Annotated in this window: 22 protein-coding genes; 11 read left to right on the forward strand and 11 right to left on the reverse strand. The window is 73.7% G+C overall.

Annotated elements, in window-relative coordinates:
* Positions 1-261: 261 nt before the first annotated feature.
* Positions 262-651, reverse strand: coding sequence for an Hpt domain-containing protein (locus J2S41_RS08695; protein ID WP_310365300.1), 390 nt, complete (start codon positions 649-651; stop codon positions 262-264).
* An 89-nt stretch (positions 652-740) separates the two neighbouring features.
* Positions 741-1,250: a GNAT family N-acetyltransferase gene (locus tag J2S41_RS08700; RefSeq protein ID WP_310365302.1), complete on the reverse strand. Its 510-nt coding sequence runs from the start codon at positions 1,248-1,250 to the stop codon at positions 741-743.
* Between the two features lie 95 nt (positions 1,251-1,345).
* Between J2S41_RS08700 and J2S41_RS08705 the strand changes: the two genes are divergently transcribed.
* A complete protein-coding gene (locus J2S41_RS08705) occupies positions 1,346-3,292 on the forward strand; it encodes a PPC domain-containing protein (protein ID WP_310365304.1) in 1,947 nt (648 codons plus the stop codon).
* A gap of 42 nt (positions 3,293-3,334) precedes the next feature.
* Here J2S41_RS08705 and J2S41_RS08710 read toward each other — a convergent pair whose 3' ends face one another.
* Genes J2S41_RS08710 through J2S41_RS08720 form a run of 3 tightly spaced genes read right to left on the reverse strand, consistent with a single transcriptional unit; the run spans position 3,335 to position 5,397 of the window.
* Positions 3,335-3,658 (reverse strand): phospholipase, encoded by a 324-nt coding sequence (locus J2S41_RS08710; protein WP_310365307.1) that lies wholly within the window; start codon positions 3,656-3,658, stop codon positions 3,335-3,337.
* Between the two features lie 35 nt (positions 3,659-3,693).
* Positions 3,694-5,082 carry a DUF4331 domain-containing protein gene (locus tag J2S41_RS08715; RefSeq protein ID WP_310365312.1) on the reverse strand — a complete coding sequence of 463 codons (1,389 nt, stop codon included), beginning with the start codon at positions 5,080-5,082 and terminating at the stop codon, positions 3,694-3,696.
* 42 nt (positions 5,083-5,124) lie between these two features.
* Positions 5,125-5,397, reverse strand: a complete 273-nt coding sequence (locus tag J2S41_RS08720) for a hypothetical protein (RefSeq protein ID WP_310365314.1) — start codon at positions 5,395-5,397, stop codon at positions 5,125-5,127.
* A 141-nt stretch (positions 5,398-5,538) separates the two neighbouring features.
* On the opposite strand from J2S41_RS08720, the gene J2S41_RS08725 reads away from it, so the two are divergent.
* A complete protein-coding gene (locus J2S41_RS08725) occupies positions 5,539-5,934 on the forward strand; it encodes a CPCC family cysteine-rich protein (protein WP_310365316.1) in 396 nt (131 codons plus the stop codon).
* A gap of 114 nt (positions 5,935-6,048) precedes the next feature.
* Positions 6,049-6,882, forward strand: a complete 834-nt coding sequence (locus J2S41_RS08730) for an MSMEG_0568 family radical SAM protein (protein ID WP_310365320.1) — start codon at positions 6,049-6,051, stop codon at positions 6,880-6,882.
* A gap of 8 nt (positions 6,883-6,890) precedes the next feature.
* Here the strand turns inward: J2S41_RS08730 and J2S41_RS08735 are convergent, their stop codons facing one another.
* The gene (locus tag J2S41_RS08735) at positions 6,891-7,718 is read right to left on the reverse strand and encodes a DUF1028 domain-containing protein (RefSeq protein WP_310365322.1); all 828 of its coding nucleotides are present in this window, start codon (positions 7,716-7,718) and stop codon (positions 6,891-6,893) included.
* A gap of 86 nt (positions 7,719-7,804) precedes the next feature.
* Between J2S41_RS08735 and J2S41_RS08740 the strand changes: the two genes are divergently transcribed.
* Entirely contained in the window at positions 7,805-8,413 is a 609-nt protein-coding gene (locus J2S41_RS08740) for a flavodoxin family protein (RefSeq protein WP_310365325.1), read from the forward strand.
* A 24-nt stretch (positions 8,414-8,437) separates the two neighbouring features.
* A complete protein-coding gene (locus tag J2S41_RS08745; protein ID WP_310365328.1) occupies positions 8,438-9,676 on the forward strand; it encodes an MFS transporter in 1,239 nt (412 codons plus the stop codon).
* A 457-nt stretch (positions 9,677-10,133) separates the two neighbouring features.
* Here J2S41_RS08745 and J2S41_RS08750 read toward each other — a convergent pair whose 3' ends face one another.
* Together J2S41_RS08750 and J2S41_RS08755 are read right to left on the reverse strand one after the other, a co-directional pair.
* Positions 10,134-10,448 (reverse strand): STAS domain-containing protein, encoded by a 315-nt coding sequence (locus J2S41_RS08750; protein ID WP_310365331.1) that lies wholly within the window; start codon positions 10,446-10,448, stop codon positions 10,134-10,136.
* 3 nt (positions 10,449-10,451) lie between these two features.
* The gene (locus J2S41_RS08755) at positions 10,452-11,597 is read right to left on the reverse strand and encodes a PP2C family protein-serine/threonine phosphatase (RefSeq protein WP_310365335.1); all 1,146 of its coding nucleotides are present in this window, start codon (positions 11,595-11,597) and stop codon (positions 10,452-10,454) included.
* A 41-nt stretch (positions 11,598-11,638) separates the two neighbouring features.
* On the opposite strand from J2S41_RS08755, the gene J2S41_RS08760 reads away from it, so the two are divergent.
* From J2S41_RS08760 to J2S41_RS08780, 5 genes are all read left to right on the forward strand, one after another.
* Positions 11,639-12,061 carry a MarR family winged helix-turn-helix transcriptional regulator gene (locus tag J2S41_RS08760; RefSeq protein WP_310365337.1) on the forward strand — a complete coding sequence of 141 codons (423 nt, stop codon included), beginning with the start codon at positions 11,639-11,641 and terminating at the stop codon, positions 12,059-12,061.
* A 164-nt stretch (positions 12,062-12,225) separates the two neighbouring features.
* The gene (locus J2S41_RS08765; protein WP_310365339.1) at positions 12,226-13,536 is read left to right on the forward strand and encodes a hypothetical protein; all 1,311 of its coding nucleotides are present in this window, start codon (positions 12,226-12,228) and stop codon (positions 13,534-13,536) included.
* Positions 13,537-13,587: 51 nt separating this feature from the next.
* Positions 13,588-16,629, forward strand: a complete 3,042-nt coding sequence (locus J2S41_RS08770) for a M14 family metallopeptidase (protein ID WP_310365340.1) — start codon at positions 13,588-13,590, stop codon at positions 16,627-16,629.
* Between the two features lie 75 nt (positions 16,630-16,704).
* A complete protein-coding gene (locus J2S41_RS08775; protein WP_310365343.1) occupies positions 16,705-17,091 on the forward strand; it encodes a DUF6401 family natural product biosynthesis protein in 387 nt (128 codons plus the stop codon).
* A 66-nt stretch (positions 17,092-17,157) separates the two neighbouring features.
* A complete protein-coding gene (locus J2S41_RS08780; protein WP_310365345.1) occupies positions 17,158-17,895 on the forward strand; it encodes a LamG-like jellyroll fold domain-containing protein in 738 nt (245 codons plus the stop codon).
* A 54-nt stretch (positions 17,896-17,949) separates the two neighbouring features.
* On the opposite strand, the gene J2S41_RS08785 is transcribed toward J2S41_RS08780, so the two are convergent.
* Positions 17,950-18,591 (reverse strand): response regulator, encoded by a 642-nt coding sequence (locus J2S41_RS08785; protein WP_310365347.1) that lies wholly within the window; start codon positions 18,589-18,591, stop codon positions 17,950-17,952.
* A gap of 210 nt (positions 18,592-18,801) precedes the next feature.
* Positions 18,802-20,379, reverse strand: coding sequence for a methyl-accepting chemotaxis protein (locus tag J2S41_RS08790; RefSeq protein WP_310365349.1), 1,578 nt, complete (start codon positions 20,377-20,379; stop codon positions 18,802-18,804).
* A gap of 199 nt (positions 20,380-20,578) precedes the next feature.
* Here J2S41_RS08790 and J2S41_RS08795 point away from each other — a divergent pair, with 199 nt between their 5' ends.
* Positions 20,579-21,715 (forward strand): calcium-binding protein, encoded by a 1,137-nt coding sequence (locus tag J2S41_RS08795; RefSeq protein ID WP_310365350.1) that lies wholly within the window; start codon positions 20,579-20,581, stop codon positions 21,713-21,715.
* A gap of 47 nt (positions 21,716-21,762) precedes the next feature.
* Here J2S41_RS08795 and J2S41_RS08800 read toward each other — a convergent pair whose 3' ends face one another.
* Entirely contained in the window at positions 21,763-22,767 is a 1,005-nt protein-coding gene (locus J2S41_RS08800; protein WP_310365351.1) for an NAD(P)-dependent alcohol dehydrogenase, read from the reverse strand.
* Positions 22,768-22,814: the final 47 nt, after the last annotated feature.

Below are 22,814 nucleotides of genomic sequence, written 5' to 3' on the forward strand. Positions count from 1 at the left end.
TAGAAAACGGGGCGTTCTCGCCCCCGCCATGTCCGTGGTGTGATATGGAGGTCTCTACCCAACCGTGCTCCGCGCTACACGAACCTTCCTCGGGCTCGGACGGGCGATCTTCCGGCCCGGGCCCGGTGCGGCCGGCGCGCCCCGCCGGTGGACCGGACACCTCGCGCACCGCGCCGCGCGTCCGCAGAATTGAACCAGCCTCCTAGGATGACCTAGGGGTGGTGCCGGACCGGCACGGGGCGCCCCGGCGCCGCGCTCGGCTCACGCCGGTGGTGCGGTGGAGAGGCGGTGGGCGGCGGCGGTGAGCAGGGGGCGCACGGCATCGGATTCGGTGCGGAGGGCGGTGATGGAGCCGGCGGCGGGGCGGTGGCCGGCGCGGAGTTCGTCCTCGAGCGCGCCCGCCAGAACCGCCAGGCCGTCCGCGCCGATGTTGGAGGCCGAGCCGCGCAGGGCGTGTGCGGCGACGCGGGCCGGGGCGAGGTCGTCCGCGGCCAGCGTGGTCTCGAGGTGGTCGAGCATGGCGGGTACCTTGCGGAGGAAGTTGCCGAGCAGGCGGATCATCAGCTCACGCTCGGCGGGGGAGGGGTCCGGGCCGGCGATGTCCAGCAGCCGCTCCCGCACCGCGGTCTCGCGGGCCTCGACGTCGCTCATCACGGTACGCGGCGGGCCGTCACGGTGTGGGCCATGGCAAGCGTCGCACCTCCTCGTCCGAGGCCCATCGGACGGCGAGGGGACCCGGATTAGGAATCCCGGCTCATCGTCACGCGCGGCCAGCGGTCCAGCCCGCGTGCGGCCTCGGCGGCCCGGATCGCGGCCAGGCCGGGCGTCAGCGCCCCCGGCGGTACGACGGTGAAGCCCAGCCGCGCGTAGTACGGCGCGTTCCACGGCACCTCCGCGAACGTGGTCAGCGTGGTGTGCCGGGCGCCCCAGGAGCGGCCCCACGCCGTACACGTGGAGATCAGCGCGGCACCGAGACGCCGGCCGGCCCAGGCCGGGTGCACGCTCACCTGCCCGACGTGCGCGGTGCCGTCGACGCGGTCGGCCAGCAGGTACGCGACCGGCGTGCGGCCGTCGACCGCCACCCAGGCGCGCCCGTCCTGCTGGTGAGCGGCGTATTCGGCCGGCGACGGCGGCGCATCGGCCGCGATGTCGTGCATGTCGATGCGAGCGAAAGCGGCGCCCGCGGCGACCTCGATCGATGGCAGAAGCGGCAGGTCGGCTGCGGTGGCGAGGCGGATCACGGGCTCCACGGCGGGAACGGTAGCGCCGGAACGGGACAGCGGGAATCGAATAACCATGCCTACGCTGACTCCCGGTCCAGTGTCCCGCGTCTATGGGAGGCGTAGTGAACGCACGCACAACCCTGCGCAAGACCGCACCGCCACTGCTCGTCCTCGCCCTGGCCGTCACCGTGGCGGCTCCCGCACCGGCCCAGGCCGAACCACCGGCGCCGGGCAAGAACCTGACCGCGACCGGTGCGAACCCGTACCTGTCGATCGGCGGGAAGACCCCGCTGGGTGCGCGCGGCGCGTCCGGCCTGACGTTCGGCCTGGACGGCAGGGTGACCAGCACCGAGGTCGCCGCCTGGCAGCGCGTGATGGCCACCGGCACGACCGCGGCCGGCGCCCGGCCGGGTGGCGGCGGGGCGTACTCGGAGCGCGAGCCGGCCACGGTTCGCGGCCGCAACGACACGCGGCCGGAGTTCATCCGGGGCGTCGGCTCCGGGCGGCACGAGTCCGGCTCGTTCACGATCGGTGGCACGCTCGCGTCCGAGGTCCCGCCGCGGGTGCCGCTGGCGCCGCCGGCCGAGGACGACGGCGCGATCCCGCTGGCCACGGACACCGGCATCGCGGCGCAGCAGCGCGCGGTCACCACCAGCGGCACGATCGGCGACGGCCCGCACGGCGCGGCCGGCACCGGCACCGGCGACTTCGACTTCTACCGGCTGACCGGCCGGGCGGGCGAGGTCGTGACCGCGGACGTGGACACGCCGGGCGGGGTGCTGGACAGCGTGGCGATCCTCTACGCGGCGGACGGCACGCTGCTCGGCGGCAACGACGACCAGGCACCGCCGGAGGACCTCAGCAGCCTGTTCTCGATCGAGCTGCCCGCGGACGGCACGTACTACGTGGCGATCGGCGGCTGGAGCCCGCAGCTGCTCCCGGCCGATCCGAACGATCCGGCGAGCGGTCCGGGCGCGGAGTCCGAGGGGCCGTACGAGCTGCTGCTGCAGGTGGCCGTCGAGGACCGGGACTCGTACGCGGTGGACCTGGACAAGGGCGACGTGCTCGGGCTGAACGTGACCGGCGGCGCGAACACGCTGTCCATCTACGACCCGAGCGGCACGCTGGTGTTCGGCTCGCCGGGCGACCTGTCCTACATCATGCCGGCCGAGTCGGCGCTGCCGAAGGGCGGCAACGCGACCGCGGACCACATCGCCGCGGTCTCCGGCCGGCACCGGATCGTGGTCGGGCGGGGTGCCGGCGCCTACACGGCCAACGCGCTGATCACCCGGCCGCCGGCGGAGACGCGGCCGCGGGGCACGACGCAGACGCTGCTGCTGGACACGGACGGCGCCACGATCGACCCGGACATCTTCAACGTCGGCGTGACGCCGGGCGAGCGGCCGGTGACCGGGCTCTCCGCGTTCCTGCCGAACTGGGGGCTGACCGAGGCGGATCTGCCGCGGCTGCTGGACGTGATGACGCGGACCGTGGAGACCCAGCTCAACCTGGCCCGCCGGGACGCGCGCGTGGACCAGCTGGCCGTGCGCGTGGTGACCAGCGAGGACGGTCCGGAGACCTGGGGCGCCCCGGACACCAGCCGGGTGATCATGGGCGGCACCATCGAGGAGCTGGGCATCCCCACGGTGGGCATCGCGCAGTCGATCGACCCGGGCAACTTCGACCGGGAGGAGACCGCGATCGTGCTGCTGGACCTGCTCAGCGGCCCGGCCGGTGACCCGGTCTCGCTGAACACGTACCTCACGCCGGCCAGCGACCGGGTCGCGTTCGTCGGCCGGGTGCTGGGCAACCTGGTCAGCCACGAGGCCGGTCACTACCTGGGCAACTGGCACCTCGCCAGCACCGACGACCAGCTGAACATCATGGACGAGGGCGGCGCCGACCCGTCGTTCTTCTTCGGTGTCGGCCCGGACCGGGTGGGCGGCACGGCGGACGACGTGTTCGCCCGCTTCGGCCCCGGCCCGTTCAGCGAGTTCGAGGGCATCCTCGGCACCGAGGACACCGCGGTCCGGACGGCCTGGGCACTGGTCAAACCCAAGGGCCGATGAGCATCCCCGGGGTACGGACCCGCGTCCGTACCCCCGGGCACCTCAGGCGGCCGGCCAGGAGAACTCGGCGACGCGGGAGGCCGCGACCGTGACCGTGCCGGCCTGCTCGGCCTCGCCGCGCCACACCGCGTAGCGGCCGGCCGGCAGGCTCGGGTAGACCGCGCAGTAGAGCCGCCCGTGGTTGATCAGGCGCTCGCGCACGGCCACGTGCGTGCGGGTCGCCGGGATCATGTCCAGCGGGCTGATCTCGATCTCCAGGCCCTGCTGCTCGGGGCCGGTGTAGATGACGAGCGCGCCGGTGTCCCGGCCGATGTCCAGCATGACGCTGCCGGTCTCGGACGTGCCGTAGTGATGGTGCGTGTGCATCGCGGTGCTCCTCGACGGTACGGACGGGGGAACGGTCAGGACGGGTTGTTGAACCCGTCGTAGGGCAGGCCCAGGTAGGGGAAGTGGCCGAGGAAACCGGCGGTGACGTCGGCCGCGGTGATGCCCTGCTCCAGCAGCCCGGTGGCCTCGTCCGGCGTGAAGTTCTCGTCGATCAGCGGGAAGGTGGCGCCCGCGACCGCGCGCAGCGCGATGCCGACCACGTCGTCCTCCGGCCGGCGCCCGTTCGGCCAGCCCGCCGCGTCGCCCGCGACCAGCCCGAACGCGTTCGGCTCGGACGCCGGCGGGATGGCGGTGTTGAGCCGGAGCATGTCGGCCTGGGTCTCGCCGGTGAAGTTCTGGAAGCCGTCGATGATTCCCTCGGGGATGCCGGTGAGCAGGATCGCCAGCAGGTCGGCGCGCTCGGTCTTGTCCGCGACCAGCTTCTCCAGGTTGGGGAACACGTCCGGGTAGAGGACCGGCAGCAGCGTGGCCAGCTCGGGCCGGGCCACGAACTCGGCGAACCGCTTGTCCTCCTTCGGCGGGAGAGCGTTGAACTGGTCCTTCTGCGCCATCGGCACGATGACCTCGTTGAACAACGGGTTGCCGAGCCGGGAGACCTGCACGGTCGGGCCGAGGTCGAGGTCGTCGCCGTTCTTGCCGTGCAGCACCCGGACCTGGCGGCGGCTGGCGGTGGTCCACACGCCGATGGTGGCCTCCGCGTCGGTGTGCTTGTACGTCTTGCCGCCCTTGGTGACCGAGGTGATCGGCAGCTGGAGCGCGATGCTGTGCACGTTGGTCTTGTCGAGCGCGTTCACGCCGTCGCCGGCCGCGTCGAAGATGTTCTTGCCGGCCACGTGCAGGTTCTGGAACGGCCGCAGCGTGCCCAGGTCGAAGATGGCGCCCAGGTCGACGAAGAAGCCGTCCGCGCGCTGCCCGGCGAAGACCCGCGCGCCGCCGGCGAGCTTGTAGACCGCGTCCTTGGCCAGCTTCGCGTAGTCCGGCGTGGACGACGGGCCGATGTTGCACGGCGGGCACGGGATGTTCTCGCCCAGCACGGTGGCCTTGCCGTGCATGTCGACGCAGGTGACCGTGTAGAACTGCTGCCGGTTCCAGTCGGGGTCGTCCAGCGATTCGATCGGTCCCGTGTTGTAGAGGAACGTCTTGTCGTTGTTGATGACCGTCTTGAACCTGAATTGGTAGACGAGGTCGGCCTGCGCGTCGCCGTTGTTGTCGATGTGGATCTCGTAGAGCACGTCGTCGCCGAACTCGAAGAAGTTCGGGCCGCCGGACGGCACCTGAAGCGGCAGATAGTTCGCGATGATCGTCACGGTGTCCGGTTTGTCCGGGCTGACGAACGCGTAAAGGTCGGTGCTGTCGGCGACCGGGTCTTTCGAGATCTCGGGGGCCTCGCGGTGCGAAGACATGCTGTTACCTCTTCAGGTCGGGAGAGGGGCGGGAAAGGGAGGTCACTTCTTTTTCTTGGCGGCCTTGACCAGGTCGGATGCGAGACCCTTGTCCTTGACCTCGATCACTTCCTCGCCGACGAAGACGGCAAGCCGGCCTTCCTTCGCATCGAGCACCTGGACGACGATCGCGTCCTCGGACTCGGCGCCGTTGCCCTGTGCCGCGGCCAGTCCGACCACGCCGGCGGTACCGATTCCGACCGTCGCGGTGCCGGCGCCGATGAGCATCTTGCGGCGCGACAGTGGGAGCCGCGGGCTGTTCCGAAACATCGTCATTTCCTTCTCTCTGCCGCCGCCGCCCATCCAAGCGGCGGGAGAATCAGCGAGGCGCCCATGAGTACGCGGTCGGGACGCGCAATGGTTCGACCGTTTTCGGCGTGATCCACATCCGTACAGCTCACGCACAGTGTGTGACCTATGTCACCTGCGACTGCGGGTGAACGGACCCATCCGCGCCGCGCGCGGCTCCGGATCCCGCTGCGTGGAGGTCTCTGCCGGCGCCCGGAAACGGGCCGCCGGGCGAGAGGAACTCCGGTCTACCCGCCTCGGAGGCGGCATGGCAAGGTAACCGGGGTGGAGCAGTTTGTAGTCAGCCGGTGTGCGTGTTGCGGATACCGAACCGGGGGCGGGACGTGCCCGGTGTGTTTCTGGACAGAGGACGGATCGAGCGACCGGGACGCCAAGGTCGCCAAGGGCGGTCCGAACGGTGAGCTCAGCCTCGACGAGGCACGACTCAACTTCGCGATCTACGGTGCCAGCCACCGGCGGTACCTGGACGTCGTGCGCAAGCCGCGTGAGGACGAGATGCCCTGACCACGCCCGACTGTGGCCCTCTCACAAGGGGGCCACAGTGGACGTGAGGCCGGGTTCACCGGCGCTTCTCACACCCGAAACCCGGCACGCACGGGTGCTGCCGACCATGAGGGGATGGCCGAGCCTCCGGTTCCGCGCCCCCGCTTCCACGACCTCGTCACCGCCGACGGCACGCCGTACCACCGGATCGCCCGCATGCCGGAGGCCGGCCTCGTCACGTCCACGGTCGTGCAGACGTGCGTGCGGTACGCCGAGCCGGACCGGTGCCGGTTCTGCGCGATCGAGGAGCCGCTGCGCGAGCCGGACGGCACGCTGCCGGTGAAGCGCCCCGCACAGCTCGCCGAGGCGGTGCGCGCGGCCGTGCGGCTGGACGGCGCCGACCGGGTCTCGCTGACCACCGGCACCGGCGCCGGCCCCGACCGGGGCGCCCGCTACCTGGCCCGCTGCGTGCGGGCGATCCGCGCCGCGATCGGCCCGGCCGTGCCGATCCAGGTCACCTGCGAACCACCGGCCGACCTGGCCGCGCTCGGGCTGCTGCGCGAGGCCGGCACCACCGCGATCGGCATGAACGTCGAGACGCTCGACGACCGGCTGCGCCGTCGCTGGCTGCCCGGCAAGGCCCGCGTTCCGCTCGCCCAGTACGAGGCGGCCTGGGAGCACGGCGTGCGCGTGTTCGGCCGCGACCACGTCTCCACCTGCCTGCTGGTCGGGCTCGGCGAGCGGCCCGCGGACCTGATCGAGGGCGCGCGGCGGCTGGTCGCGCGCGGGGTGCACCCGTTCGTCGTACCGCTGCGGCCCATTCCCGGCACGCTCGCGCACCGGGACGGCCTGACGGAACCGCCACCCGCGCGAGTCGCGATGATCACCGAGGCCGTGGACGCGCTGCTGGCCGCGCACGGGCTGGCCGGCGGCGCCGGCATGCCGCGCCGCGCCGCCGCGGTCGGCTGACCCGGGCCTCAGGCGCCGCGCAGGTGCGCCAGAACCAGCGGGTCGATGCGGCCCGGCACCAGGCGCTCCTCCAGGTTCTCGATGCCGGCCCAGCTCGCCAGCGCGTCGTCGAGCGTGGTGGTGACCCGGTGGCCGCGCTCGTGCAGCAGCGCGGTGACCTCCGCGGCCAGCGCGCCGGTCAGGTCCAGCAGCGTGGCCGGGTCCGGCTTCTCGAACAGCATGGTGTGGATGGCCAGCAGCCGGGACAGCTCCGCCACCGGGTCCGGGTGGTCGTCGGCGCGCAGGTCCACCAGCACGTCGCCGGTCCCGCCGTAGCCGCCGCCCCTCTCCACCACGTACAGCCCCGCGCTCTGCCGCCCGCGCCGGTCCCCGCCGGCCAGGTCACCCGCGTGCAGCGCGCGCAGCAGCCGCTCGGCGAACCGGCCCGGCGCCGGATCGAGCCACGCGTCCCGGACCGCCTCCAGCACGTGCGGCCCGGCCAGGATGTTGCCCTGGATCGCGTAGCCGTCCCCGGTCAGGTGCCCGGCCCAGTCGTGACACGCCGCGCCGGTGAAGGCCGCACCGGCACCGGACGGCCCCACCACGCCCACCTGCCGGTGGTCGCGCTCGCCGTCGCCGGACACCAGCGCGGACACCGTCTCCGCCGCGGACCGGCCGTCCCGCAGCAGCTCCAGGCCCCGCGGCCGGTACGACAGGTTCAGGTGCGCCTGGGTGGCCACCGCGCCCAGCGAGGCCTCCGCGGCCGGCACCAGCGCGCCCGCCGCCAGGAACTTGCTCGCCACCGCCACACCGTGCAGTCGCCCGTCGGCCGACCGCCCCACGATCGAGAACGTCACCGCGCGAACCTACCTCCGGTTTGTGCCCGACCGCGACGGGTACCTGATCTTCAGGCCACGCCGACCCCCGGAAGGGACCGTTCTCCATGACGCTGCGCGCGATCGTCCTCGGCTGCTCGCTCAAGTCCTCCGACGACCCGTCCAGCTCCGAGCTGCTGGGCCGGGAGGTGCTCACCGCGCTCGCGGACCACGACGTCGAGGGCGAGGTGATCCGGGTCGCCGACCACCGCGTGAAGTTCGGCGTCACCACGGACGAGGGCGACGGCGACGAGTGGCCCGCCATCCGCGCGAAGATCATGGACGCGCAGATCCTGGTCATCGCCACCCCGATCTGGCTGGGCCAGCCGTCCAGCGTGTGCAAGATGGTGCTGGAACGGCTCGACGCCGAGCTGTCCGAGACCGACGACCAGGGCCGGATGCTCACGTTCGGCAAGGTCGCGGCGGTCGCGGTGGTCGGCAACGAGGACGGCGCGCACCACGTGGTCGCGGAGGTGCTGCAGGCGCTCAACGACGTCGGGTTCACGGCCGCGGCGGCCTCCTCCACGTACTGGGTGGGCGAGGCGATGGGCGGCGTCGACTACAAGGACGCCGGGCCGAAGCCGGACTCCACCGGCTCCGCCACGAAGACGCTGGCCGCGAACACCGCGCACCTGGCCCAGCTGCTGGCCGAGCGGCCGTACCCGCCGGTGGGCTGAGCGCGCGGGGCGTAGCCTGGCCCGGTGTCGAGTGATCTTGAGGGGCCGCGGGGTCTGCGGCGGCTGCTTCTGCCGCTCGCCGTCATCTGCGTCTCGGCGGGCCTGTCCGGCGCCGTCTTCTCCCCGCTGCTGTCGCTGTTCCTGAGCACCGAGGTCCGGGCCGGTCCCGCGCAGATCACCCTCTTCCTGGTCGCGTCGCCGCTGGCGTCCGTGGCCGTGTCCACGGTCGTCGGCCGGTTCTCCGACCGGTACCGGATCCGGCGCGCGCTGCTGGTCGCCACCGGCGTGGCCGGCGTCGCGGGCATGGTCGCCGCCGCGTACGTCCGCGACTTCTGGATGCTGCTCCTGCTCGCCGTCACGGTCTTCGCGTTCGCGCAGACCACGTTTCCGCAGTCGTTCGCGTACGCGCGGCAGGCGCTCGCCCGCGCCGACGCCGGCCGGTCCGCGCTCGCGATCAGCACGCTGCGCATGCTCTACTCCGCGGCCTGGGTCGCCGGCCCGCCGGTCGCCGCCGTCGTCCAGTCCGCCTACGGCTTCGAGTACGTCTACCTGCTCGCCGCCGCCGCGTTCGCCGCCGCGCTGCTGGTCGCGCTCGCCTGGCTGGCCGAGCCGCCCCCGGTGCCGGACGACGGCCCGCACACGCCGCCCACCGCCGCCCCCGCGCCCGAGGCGCTGCCACCCGACCCGGCCCGCCGGCCGGCCGCGCACGGCAACGCCCCCGGCTGGGTGCTGGCCGTGACGATCGCCGGTTTCACGCTGCTGCAAACGCCGCTCACGCTCGGCATCCAGGCGCTCCCGCTGTTCGTCACGCAGGATCTGCACGGTTCCGGCAGCGCCTCCGGCCTGATCCTCGGCCTGTGCGCGGCGCTGGAGATCCCGCTGATGCTCGGCTCCGGCGCGCTCGCCACCCGCCTCCCGCTGCGCGCCCTCATCCTCGGCGGTGCCGTGCTCGGCGCCGCCTACTACGCCCTGGCCGGGCTGGCCACGGACGTGTGGATGCTGCTGGCCGGCCAGATCCTCAACGCCGGCTACATCGCGGCCGTCACCGGCCTGGGCATCTCCTACGTGCAGAACATGCTGCCGCGCGAGCCGGGCCGGGCGACGACGCTGTACAGCAACACGTACACGATCGGCGCCATGCTGGCGGGCCCGCTGTTCGGCATCGCCCAGACGTTCGGCATCCGCTGGGCATACCCGATCTCCGCCACCCTCTGCGCCGCCGGCCTCGTCCTGCTCCTCATCACCCGCCGTGCCTGGCGGTAACCCGTCCCACCGCTCCCGGCGTGGCTCCGATCCCGCACCTTCCCGCGGGCACGCGCCATGCCGGTTCCGATCTTCCCGCTTCCGGCGGGGCCGTTCCGCATGCTCCCGCGGGCAAACCTCGCCGCGGGCTCCGACTCCGCCGGCGCTCCGCTCCGCCCGCGGCGACGGAGCCGGTCCCGGCGTGGCCCGGGAAACCCACGCGGCAGCCGTCGCCGCTCGCGTCGCGTTGCGCGGGTCTGCTGGCCGCCACGTCGTGAGGCTCAGGCACCGTATTCGGCGCGAATAACGTGCCCGAGCCTCACATCGCCACAATGGACGATCAGCGGCCGGTGCCCTGCGCACGGCGGCGTTCCTTCCGGTCGCCGGCGGGACCGGGGGGCAGGAGCGCCGGCGACGACCGGTGCCCGCGGGAGCAAGCGGGCCGCGACCACGCCGGAAGCGGGAGAACAGGCTGCTGTCATGGGACCAGGTCGAAGAGGGAGTCGATGCCGGACAGGGCCATCACGCGGCGGAGGCGGGGGCTGGGGCGGATGGACATCGTCACGCCGGTCTGGCCGGCGGTGCGCCAGGCGGTGATGAGGGTGGCCAGGCCGCGGGAGTCGCAGAAGGTGATGTCGGTGCCGTCGATGAGGAGGTGGCGGGGGGCGGTGGCCAGGGCGTCCAGGAGGGCGCGCTCCAGGGAGGGGGCGGTGGCGCCGTCGATCTCGCCGGCGACGTGGAGGGTGAGGTCGCCGGTGGGGTGGCCGCTGCGTCGCAGCATCAGGTCGGTCATCGGTTAACCTCGGCCGTCTCCCGGGGTGGGCGGGGTCCAGTCCAGGCAGACCGCGACCGCGTCGTCGATCATTTCGCCGCCGATGAAGGCGCGGAGGTCGCCGATGACCGAGCGGACGGCGGCCAGCGGGGAGAGCGCGCCGCTGCGGGCCAGGAAGCGGTCCAGCAGGGTGTCGCCGTAGCGGGCGCCGCGCGCGGTGGCCTCCGCTATCCCGTCGCTGACCACGAACAGGCGGTCGCCGGGCTCCAGCGTGAACGTCTGGGTGGCGTACATGGTGCCGTCGAACATGCCGAGCGGGTCCTGCGCGTCCAGCGTGACCGGGGTGACCTCGCCGTCGCGCAGCCGCATCAGGCGCGGGGAGCCGGCGTCGACCGTGGTGACCACGCCGGTCGTCAGGTCCAGGTCCAGCATCAGCGCGTCGATGTGCTGGGTGCCCCGGTGGTACGAGTAGATGGCCTGGTCGGCGAGCATGGCCTGGTCCGCGATGTCCAGGCCGGCGCGGCGCGCGTTGCGCAGCGCGTTCATCGCCAGGCAGGTCAGCGTGGCCGCGGCCACGCCCTCGCCGTGCCCGTTGACCACCACGACCTGCAGCCGGTCCAGGTCGTCGGACCAGTCGAACGTGTCGCCGCGCACCGCGTACGCCGGCTCCAACTGCCCGGCCAGCGCGAACGCCGGGCCGGTGCGGCCGCGCCCGGGCAGCAGGCCCCACTGCATCTCGGCGGCGAGCGTCAGCCGTTTGGTGCGCGCGGCCACCGCGTACCGGTCGGTGCCCTCGCGGGCCGCGGCGAGCGCGTGCCCGAGCAGGTCGGCGATCTCGGCCAGCTCGGCCCGGACCGCGGCGTCCGCGGGCGCCGGGAAGATCCGGGCCACGCCGAGCCGGTCGCCGCGGACCGCGACCGGCAGCCACAGCGACGGGCCGTCCTCGACCTCGGTCAGGTGGTCGAAGGCGCGCCAGGCCGGGGCGCCCGGATGAGTGATCGCCGGGCCGCCGTCCAGCGGCACCAGTTCGCTGAGCCGGTAGTCGACCTGGAACAGCTCCAGCGCGGCGCCCGCGTACTCCTTGGCCAGATATTCCGACAGGTGTTCCACGATCCGGTGGGCCGGCGCGCACATCAGCGTCCGCTGGGCGCCGATCAGGCGGTCGTGCATCGTGCCTCCCGAGCGCGAACGAGGATAGTCTTGCCTGCACCATGGGAGCCGACCGTGTCCCGGACGCCGCCGACATCGACGAGGCGGCGGACGGGCTGCTGGCCGCGTACGACGACGACACGCCCACGCCGCTGTCCGCGTCGCAGCTGCGCGCGCTGCTGACGCTGGAGGCGCTGCCCGGCGGCGTCAACCTGCGCGGCCTGGCCGGTCACCTCGGCGTGGTGCTCTCCTCCGCCAGCCGGCTCGCCGACCGGCTGGTCACCGCCGGCCTGCTGGAGCGCCGGCAGTCCGACGCGGACCGCCGCGAGGTGCTGGTGCGCCTCTCGCCGCCGGGCCGCCGGTTCCTCGCCGAGCTGCGCGCACGGCGACGGGAGCGGCTGGCCACCGTCCTGGCCCGGATGACGCCCGCGGATCGCGCGGCACTGCGCCGCGGCCTCGAGGCCTTCCGTGAGGCCGCCGGCTAGAGCGGCCGGGTGTTCGCGCACGAATCATCCCCTCCCGCGCAGAAAGATACTTGCTGGACGGCAACTATTCAACGCCCGGGTCCCCCGTCGCGGCGTGGCGTATCGCGGGGGTGACGGCCTTCGGGTAAAAGGTGCATATCAGACGGGGTGACGGGGGTTCTCCAATGGTGACAGTCAGCGGGCGGCGTCTGCTGCTCAAGGCGGCGGCGGGCGGGCTGGTGGGCGCCGCGCTGCCGGCCGGGACGGCGAGCGCGGCCGTGCCCTGGGTCCGGGCGGCACGGTTCCTGGACGCGATGACCGACGCGTACGACATCGACGGGCCACGCCTCCCGCAGTCCTACTCCGACCAGGTGGGGCTGATGAGCACGGCGTTCACCTACGACGCGGCGCTCGCCGTCCACGCGTACCTCGTCCTGGGCGACGTCAAACGGGCCGTCGCGATCGGCGACGCGCTGCTCCACGCGCGCACGCACGACCCGGAGTGGGGGACCGGGCCGCTGCGCCAGGCGTACGCGGTCGCGCCGTACCGCCGTGGCGACCGCGCCTGGCCGCACCGCCTCACCGGCCCGGGCGGCACGGTCGACGCGGGCGGGCCGTTCCGGTTCACCGCCGCGTTCACCGGCGACCAGGCGTGGGCCGGGCTCGCGCTGCTGGCGCTGCACCGGCACACCCGCGACCAGCGCTACCTGGACGCCGCGACCGCGCTGGCCGCCTGGGTACGCGACGAGGCCACCTCCACCGGCCGGCTCGGCGGGTACACGCTCGGCTGGAACCGGCAGGGCACGCGGATCGCCGCGCAGTCCACGGTGCACAACGCGTGCCTCTACACGCTCTTCTCCCGGCTCGGCTGGAAGGCGGAGCAGGACCGCGCCCGCCGGTTCGTCGAGCGGGCCTGGATCGCCGGCGACGAGGAGTGCTGCTTCGCCGCCGGCTCGACGGACGGCGACACCCGGGACGACGGCGCGCGCACGCTCGACGCGCAGACCCACCCGTGGCTGGCGCTGCGCGACGAGCGGTACCGGGGCGCGCTCGCCTTCGTCGGCCACCGGCTGCGCGTCACGGACACGCCCGCGGCGCCGAACAGCGAGCTCACCGGCGGGCAGCGCTACCGCGGCCTCACGGTCAGCACGCTCAGCCCCGCGGTGGACCCGGACCGCCCGATCGAGGAAGGGCTGCCCAAGCCCGATCCGCAGGCGGTCTGGTTCGAGGGCACCGCGCAGTACGCGGTGGCGCTGCGCGCGGCCGGCGAGCCCCGCGACGCGCTGCGCGAACGGGACCCGATCACGGACGCGCAGGCCGAACTCGGCGCCGGGCAGACCGTCGGCGGCCGTCCGCTGCCGGAGCGGTGCGGCGTGGTGGCCGCGTCCAGCCCGCTGCACGTGGGCTTCGCCGACTCCGGCTACTACCCGAGCCGGCAGATCGCGGCGACCGCCTGGTACCTGCTGTCGATCAAGGGAGTGAACCCGCTTTCCTGAGGCGGGTCCCGATCGTTGTCCCGATCGGCGACGACGACGGGGGACACCACGATGAGGACAGCGGCAGCGGCGCTGGTGCTCGCGCTGATCGGCACGGCGGGGGCGGCGGTGCCGGCCCGTGCGGCCGGGCCGGCCGACGGCGGGCTGGAGGTCTACACCGGCGCGGCCACGCCCGCGCAGCGCGACCGGCTGCGCGCGGCGGGCGTGGAGCTCACCGGCGGCGCGGGCCCGGTCGAGGTGGTGCTCTCCGCCCGCCAGGCCGCGCGGCTCGCGGGCCAGGGCCTGCGGCTGACGCCGAGGACGGTACGCGGCGAGCGCGCGGCCGACGCGCTGCGCGCGCAGGCCCGGTTCGGGTGGCGGGCGTACCGCCCGTACGGCGAGCCGGGCGGCATCCGGGACGAGCTGACCGCCATCGCGGCCCGGCACCCCGCGCTGACCTCGGTGGCGACGATCGGCCGTACCGTGCGGGGCGAACCGATCCTGGCTGTCAAGGTGACCCGGGACGCGCGAAGCGTGCCGGACGGCGCCCGCCCGGCCGTGCTCTACGTGGGCGCCCAGCACGCCCGGGAGTGGATCACGCCGGAGATGGTGCGGCGGCTGCTGCACCACGTGCTGGCCGGCTACGGCACCGATCCGGAGATCACCCGGCTGCTGGACACCACGGAGCTGTGGTTCCTGCCGGTGGCCAACCCGGACGGCTACGACCACACGTTCACCGAGGGTAACCGGCTGTGGCGCAAGAACCTGCGGGACAACGACGGCGACGGCCGGATCGGGCCGGGCGACGGCGTGGACCTGAATCGCAACTTCGGCCACCGGTGGGGCTACGACGACGAGGGCTCCACCGGCGACCCGGCCGGGGAGACCTACCGGGGGACCGAGGCGGGCTCGGAGCCGGAGACGCGCGCGCTGGACGGGCTGTTCCGGCGGGTCGGCTTCGAGTTCTTCGTCAACTACCACTCGGCCGCGCGGCTGCTGCTCTACGGCATCGGCTGGCAGGTCGCCACGCCCTCGCCGGACGACGTGATCCACCGGGCGATGGCCGGCGACGACGCGGCACCGGCGATCCCGGGCTACGACCCGGACCTGACCGCGGAGCTGTACACCACCAACGGCGACACCAACCTGCACGCGGCCGTCCGGTACGGCACGCTCGGCTTCACGCCGGAGATGTCCACCTGCCGGCACGCGGCCGACTCGGTGCCCGGCGACCGGTGGCGGGCCGAGGACTGCGCCGGCGACTTCACCTTCCCGGACGACGAGAACCTGATCAGGGCCGAGTTCGAGAGGAACGTGCCGTTCGCGCTCTCGGTCGCCCGGTCCGCGGCCGACCCGGACGACCCGGTCACCGTGACCGGCCGTACCACGCCCGACTTCGCCGCCGACCCGTTCGCCGTCTCGTACGGCACGTCCCAGCCGGTCGCGGTGGTCGCCCGGCGCGCGCTGAAGCACGTGCGGCTGCGATACCGGATCAACGGGGGTACGCCGGGCGGCGCGCCGGTCCGCCAGTGGCGCGGCGGCGAGCGCTACGGCACCGACGGCACCGCCTACTACGCGGAACTGCGCGGCACCGTGCCGGGCCAGCGGCCGGGCGACCGCGTCGAGGTGTGGTTCACCGGTGAGAAGGACGGGGTCACCGTCACCGGCGGCCGGTTCGCCTACACCGTCGCCGGCGACCTGGGCGGCGACGTGCTGGTGCTCGCGGCCGAGGACGTCACCGGCACCACCCCGGACCAGCCCGGCGTGACCGCCGCGAAGTACGCCGCGATGCACGAGGCCGCGTTGCGCACCGCCGGGTACGACACCGACGTCTACGACCTGGACACCCGCGGCCGGGTCGCGCCGCATCACCTCGGCGTGCTCTCGCACTACCGGGCCGTGGTCTGGGAGACCGGCGACGACGTGATCCCACGGGACCGGGGCCAGCCGAAGGGCACCACCACGCGCGCCGCGGCCGCCACCGAGGTCGCGGTCCGCGACTACCTCAACGAGGGCGGGAAACTGCTGCTCGGCGGCCAGCACGCGCTCTACGCCCAGTCGCTGAACGGCGGCGCGGTCTACCGGCCGGACGGGCCGGGGGAGTGCGCGGACGCGACCTCGACCGCCTGCCTGCGCCTGTCCGACGACTTCGCGCAGTACTGGCTGGGCGCGTACCGGTACGTCGGCGGCGTCCAGCGGCATCCGATCACCGGCACGTCCGGCGCGTTCGCCGGCTGGACCGGCACGCTCGACGACACGCAGCGGCACACCGCCACGTTCCTGAGCACGTCGAGCTTCCTGCCGGCGGCGCGGCGGTTCGACGCGCGCGTCCCGGCCCGCTGGGAGCGGCCCGGCGCCGCGCCGTTCGACCCGGTCACCGGCGAACGGTACGCGTGGGCGGGGCGGAACAACGCCGCGTACAAGCGCCTCACCCGGCAGGTCACCGTGCCCGCCGGCGCCACCGCGTCGCTGCGCTTCGCCACCTCGTACGACATCGAGAAGAACTGGGACTTCCTGTTCGTGGAGGCGCGGCGGGCCGGCACCGACGAGTGGACCACGCTGCCCGAGGCCGGCGGCCGGACCGGCACCGCGCCCGGTGAGAGCTGCGCGACCGACCTGCACCCGGCGCTCGGCCGCTACCTGACCAGGAAGGGCCGGTCCTGCACCGCCAACGACCGCTGGCACGCCGCGACCGGCTCGTCCGGCGGCTGGCAGCGGTGGTCGTTCGACCTGTCCCGGTACGCCGGGTCCGCGGCCGAGGTGTCGATCACGTACGTCACCGACGAGGGCACGCTCGGGCTCGGCGTGTTCGTCGACGACGCGGAGATCACGGCCGGCGGCGCGGTGACCGCCACGTCGTTCGAGGACGGGCTCGGCGGCTGGTCCGCGGCCGGGCCGCCCGCGGGCTCGCCGGCCATGGCGTCCGGCTGGACCGGCTCGGCGCGGATCTTCGAGGAGGGCGCGATCGTCACCACGCCGGACACGGTGTACCTCGGGTTCGGCCTGGAGGGGCTGGCGCCGGCCGCGCGCGAGGACCTGGTCCGGCGCGCGCTGCGACACCTGACCGGGGGCGGCCGCTGTCCGATTTCCGGCTGTTTACCGGGCGATCGGTAGCCGGGTCGGGTGCAGTTGGTTGTCATTCAGTTACCCGTCTACCACTCAGCGTGTTTACTGCCTAACGTTCACGGCATGAACAACGAGATCCCCGCCGTGACCGCCCAGGGCCTCGACGCCGAGCTCCTGCTCAACGCCGATCTGCTGTTCCTGGACGAGGTCATGGCCCGCGTGGGCGTCGACGGCATCACGGCCGCCTACGCCAACGCCGGCCTGCTGGCGGCGGTGGATCAGCACGCCGCCGCGGTGCGCGAGTCGCTCCGCGGCGCCGGGCGCCCGATCGACGCCGGCTCGCTGGCCGCGTACGGCCGGTCGATCACGGCCGCCGCGCGCCGGGCCGGCCGGTTCCTGCCGGAGCCGGGCGGCGCGCACGTGGCGCCGCTGGACTGGCTGACCGCCGAGTGGCACCTGCTCCGCCTGGTCGCGGTCTGCATGCTCGCGGAGGACGCCGCGTTGCTCTAGAGATTCGCCCTTTTGTGAACGGCAAGGCTGCTTTGCCCACAAAAGGGACGAAACTACTCTGCCCCCATGAAGGTTCCCACCATGCTGCTGGCGGCGGCCGCGATCGCGCTGCTGCCCGCCACCGCGGCCGTCGCCGCCCCGGCCGCGCCCGCGGCCGGCACCGCCACGGTCGTCGCGAAGTACACGTTCGACAGCGCCGCCGACACCGTCAGTGACGCCTCCGGCCGCGGGCTGCCGCTGCGCCTGCGCGCCGCGGACGGCGGCACCGTCAAATACGTCACCAAGGGCAGCGGACGCGCGCTCGCGTTCCCGGCCCGCTGCGCGGAGAACGCGGCCAAGTGCCCGCGCGTGCTGCTCGAGGGCGGCGACGACCAGGACCTCGACCCCGGCACCAAGCCGTTCTCGTACGGCCTGACGCTGGCCGCCACCGCACAGGCCGTCGGCAGCGAGTCGAACCTGCTGCAGAAGGGCGTCGCGGACGCGCAGGGCCAGTGGAAGCTCCAGATCGGCGGCAAGAAGAAGCTGCCGTCCTGCGTGATCGCCGGGGCCGGCAAGGGCGCCAAGCGGTACATGGCGAAGTCCTCGACCGGCGTGCTGGACAACAAGTGGCACACCGTGACCTGCCAGCGCACCGCCACCCAGCTCATCATCTGGGTGGACGGCCAGAACCGGGGCGCGGTCGCCGTCCCGTCCTCGGTCAGCATCAGCAACAACCTGCCGCTGCGGGTCGGCGCGCAGAACCTGAACGCCAAGCGCACCGCGTTCGGCGGCGCGATCGACGACGTCACCGTCTCGGTCGGCTGAGTTCCCCCGGACGGCGGGCCCGGCTCTCACATCGAGCCGGGCCCGCCGGAACGCTCAGGCCCGGTGCTCGCCGAGCAGGCGGGTGGCCAGGACCGCGGCCTGGGTGCGCCGCTCCAGGCCCAGTTTGGCCAGCACGCTGGAGACGTAGTTCTTCACGGTCTTCTCCGCGAGGAACATCTTGCCGGCGATCTCCCGGTTGGTGAGGCCCTCCGCCACGTACTCCAGGATCCGGCGCTCCTGCTCGGTGAGCGAGCGCAACTCGTGCGGCTCCTCCACGCCGGTGCGGATGCGCTCCAGCACGCGCTGCGTGACGGCCGGGTCGAGCAGCGACTGGCCCTGCGCCACCCGCCGGACCGCGTCGACCAGGTCGTTGCCGCGGATCTGCTTCAGCACGTAGCCGGACGCGCCCGCCATGATCGCGGCGAACAGCGCCTCGTCGTCCTCGTACGACGTGAGGATCAGGCCCTTGATCGACGAGTCCACGGCGCGGACGTCCCGGCAGACGTCGATGCCGCTGCCGTCCGGCAGCCGGCCGTCCAGGATCATCACGTCCGGGCGCAGCGCCGGAATCCGCCGGGCCGCCTCCTGCGCGAGGCCGGACTCGCCGACGATCTCGATGTCGCCGGCGGCGCCGAGGAGGTCGGCGATGCCGCGGCGCACGACCTCGTGGTCGTCAAGCAGAAACACACGAATCACCCCTCCTTTCTACCGCCTCCGGGCCGCTGCCCACAGGGTCGAAGGTCCCTTCGGATCGAGGACCTCCACATACCCCGTCCCGGCGGGTCGGCTTCCGCACGCTCCCGCGGGCACCGGTCGTCGCTGGCGCTCCTCCCTGCGGCGTCCGAGGCCGCCGGGACAGAACGTGGGCGGCCGGTGACACCGGCCGCCCACGGAACGCGCGGAGGATCAGTAGCGGAACCCGGCCACCGCGGTACGGAGCTCGCCGGAGATGCGGGCCAGGTCGCCGGCCGCGGTCTCGGTGGCCTGGGCGGCGTCCCGGGTCGCGGCCGTGACCTGCACGACGTCGCCGATCTGGCTGCTGATCTGCGAGGTGCCGCCGGCCGCGCGGTTCAGGTCGGACGTCATGCCGTTGGTGGTGGCGCTCTGCTCCTCCACCGCGGACGCGATCGTGTTCTGGTAGTCGTTGATCCGGCCGATGATGTGCCCGATCCCGGAGATCGACTCGACCGCGATCCGGGTGTCCGCCTGGATCGCCTCGATCCGGCGGCTGATCTCCTCGGTCGCCTTCGCGGTCTCCTGCGCCAGGTCCTTGACCTCACCGGCGACCACGGCGAAGCCCTTGCCCGCCTCGCCGGCGCGCGCGGCCTCGATGGTGGCGTTCAGCGCCAGCAGGTTCGTCTGGCCGGCGATCGCGGTGATCGCCTTGACCACGCTGTCGATCTCCGCGGAGGAGCTGTCCAGCTTCGTCATCAGCTCCTCGGCCTGCGCCGCGACCCGGACCGCGTCCGCCGCGACCTGCGCGGCCTCGGTGGCGCTGACCGCGATCTCCCGGATCGCCGCGCCCATCTCCTCGGCACCGCTGGCCACCGCGCTCACGCCCGCGGTCACCTCGCCCGCGGCCTCGTCGATCGAGCCCACCCGGCCGGAGACCTCGTTCGTGTTGCTGGACAGCGTGCCACTGGCCCGCTGCAGGTCGGCGGAGCGCTCGGCCAGCCCGGTGCTGGCCTCCGCGAGCGTCCGCACGGCCGCGCGCATCTGCGCGTTCGCCTGGTGGACGGCCCGGGACATGCGGCCGATCTCGTCGCCGCTGGCGTCGGCCGGGCGCTCGGTCAGGTCACCGGCGGCCATCGCGGCCAGCGTCGACTCCAGCCCGGACAGGCGCCGGACCAGGCCGCGCGCCACCAGCAGCGAGAAGGCGGCGGCCAGCACCACGCCGGCGGCCAGCACGATCATGATCAGGGTACGGGCCTGGTCGGCCGCGTCGCGCGCGTCCTGCGCGGTCCGGGTGGCGTGCTGCTGGGACAGCTCCTTCAGCGCGGCCAGGTCCTCCATCGCGGTGACGATGGACGGGTTGAGCGTGCTGCTGCGGAACGCCTGCCACTCCTCGATCTTGCCGGCCTGCTTCAGCGCCGAGGACTGCTTGCGCAGGTCGAGGTAGACGGCCCAGTTGTCGGCGAACGTGGCCATCGCGGCGCGCTCGGCGTCCGTGACGGTCAGTCCCTCGTACTCCTCGAGCCGCACCGACACCTGGTCCAGCGTCGCGGCGGTCTCCTCCGCGTAGGCCGCGACCTTCGCCGGGTCGGTGCCGGTCAGGTTCGACAGACTGGCCCAGCGGGAGTGCCAGATCAGCTGCTCGATGTCCTGGACCACGCTCAGCGGCCGCAGCGCCTCGTCGTAGACGGCCTCGGCGCGGTCCGCGATCGCGGACATCCGCACCACGCTCAGCCCGCCGACCAACAGCGCCACGACCAGTGCGACCGCGGCCGTGGCCAGCAGACTGGTGCGCATACTCAGGGACCGCATCCGCGTCACCTTTACCTCATGCCGGTACTTTCCCCACCTTTCGGCGCTCAGCCCGCGAGGTTGAGGAAAAGGTGACCCGGACTCCCGGATTCGTGCCACCGGCCCGGTACACACTCGACCGTCCATGATCGACCTGCCTAGGCTTCCCCCGCCACGCCGCGCCGCTGATGGCGCGGCATCGACGAGCAACGGGGGTTTCATGTACGCGATCAGTCGTGCCGCCGGCCTGACCGGCGGCATCGCGGCGCTCGCCGCGGCCGGGTTCATCGTCACCGCGGTACCCGCCCACGCGGCGGCGGCCGGTTCCGTCGTCGCGGTCACCGACGGTGTGTTCACCGAGTTCGTCGCCGGTGCCGGGCAGGTCAACGACCTGCTGATCACCGGCGCCGGCTCCTCGCTCACGTTCACCGACGTACACCCGATCACGGCCGGCCCGGGCTGCACCGCGGTCGCCGGCACCACGGTCACCTGTGACGTCGGCACGCCGGAGAACGTGTACGCGCTCCAGGTCCGGGTGCTGGACGGCCGGGACATCGTCCGCAACGAATCCTCGACCGCCGTGATGATCTACGGCGGCGCCGGCGACGACACGCTGATCGGGTCCGACTCCGCCGGCGACGAACTGCACGCCGAGGAGGGTGACGACACCGTCGACGGCCGGTCCGGCAACGACACGGTGAGCGGCGGCGAGGGCCGCGACACGGTCCGCGGCGGGGCGGGCGACGACGACGTCAACGGCACCTCGCCGTTCGGCCCGGCCGACGACGGCGACGACGTGCTCCACGGCGGCGACGGTGACGACACGGTCGGCGGCGGCGCCGGGAGCGACCTGGTCGACGGCGGCGCGGGCGACGACGTGCTCTACGGCGACCAGGACGGCACCGGGGCCGGCGAGGACACGCTGCTCGGCGGCGACGGCGACGACGACCTGATCGGCGGCCTGCGCGCCGACGTGCTGGACGGCGGCGCCGGCCGGGACGCGGGCTACTACACCGAGCGGGAGACCGGCGTGGTCGCGTCGCTCAACGGCGTGCGCGGCGACGACGGCGAGCCCGGCGAGGGTGACTCGCTCCTGGCCGTGGAGAGCCTCTACGGCTCCACCGGCGACGACGTCCTCACCGGCGACGACGGCGACAACGTGCTCGAGGGCGGCGCCGGCACCGACGTGATCGACGGGCTGGGCGGCGACGACCGGCTGATCGGCGGCTGGGGCCTCCCGGCCGACACGGACCGGCTGGACGGCGGCGACCACCGCACCGACGCGGGTGACGTCTGCCAGCTGGACGCCGCCGCGGCCGGTACCGCGGTCGCCTGCGAGACGGTCGAGCACGTCTGACCGGCCGAGGTGCGAGGGCGGGGCCGCGGCCCCGCCCTCCGTCGTGCTCAGCGCACGGTCAGCACCAGCTTGGCCCGCGCGTGCTCCTGCTCCAGATGGTTGACCGCCTCCGCCGCGGCGTCCAGCGGATACGTCCTCTCGATCACCGGCCGGACCGCGCCCGACTCGATCAGGTCGCGCAGCGCGTCCAGGTACGCCGCGCGCGGCCGGATCTGCAACGGCAGCAGCCGCTGCGGGCGGGCGGACCGGGCCAGCAGCCGCCCCTGCACCTGGATGGCCATCGGCCCGAGGAGACTGCCGCCCTCGAAGATCCCGCCGCCGGCCAGCAGCAGCGTGCCGGTCGGCGTGAGTGCGCGCCGGCAGTCCGCGAGCCGTCGCCGGCCGGTCAGGTCGAAGATCACGTCCCAGTGCCGGCCGAGCGCGGCGAAGTCGGTGGTGGTGTAGTCGATGACCTCGTGCGCGCCGAGCGAGGAGACCAGGTCCACGTTCCGGGTGCGGCACACGCCGGTGACCTCCGCGCCGATCGCGGCCGCGATCTGCACCGCGAACGTGCCGACGCCGCCGGACGCGCCGTTGATCAGCACGCGCTGGCCCGGCCGGACGCCGGCCAGGTCGCGCAGCCCGTACAGCGCGGTGCTGCCGGCCAGCGGCACGGCCGCGGCCTCGGCGAACGACAGGTTGACCGGCTTGGCCGCGAGGCTGGTGGACGGCGCCACCGCGAACTCCGCGAACCCGCCACCGACGTCGCCGAGATCGCCGAAGACCTCGTCACCGGGCGTGAACCGCTCGACGCCGGACCCGACCGCCTCCACCACGCCCGCGATGTCCCGGCCGCGGATCGGCCGCTTCGGCCCGCGCCGCCCGAAGACCTCCGGCGCGGCGAGCCTGGCGATCCACGGGTCGCCGCGCATGATGTGCCAGTCGGCGGCGTTGACGGCGGCGGCGTGGACGCGGACGAGGACGTCGCCGGGCCCGGCCGCGGGCGTCGCGACCTCCCCGACCTGGAGCACGGTGGGCGCGGCTCCGTACCGCTGCTGCACGATGGCCTTCATGGATACCGACGGTAAGGATCACGCGGGTCCGAGACCATCGGGGACAG

This window comes from Catenuloplanes atrovinosus (assembly GCF_031458235.1).
Classification (GTDB): Bacteria; Actinomycetota; Actinomycetes; order Mycobacteriales; family Micromonosporaceae; genus Catenuloplanes; species Catenuloplanes atrovinosus.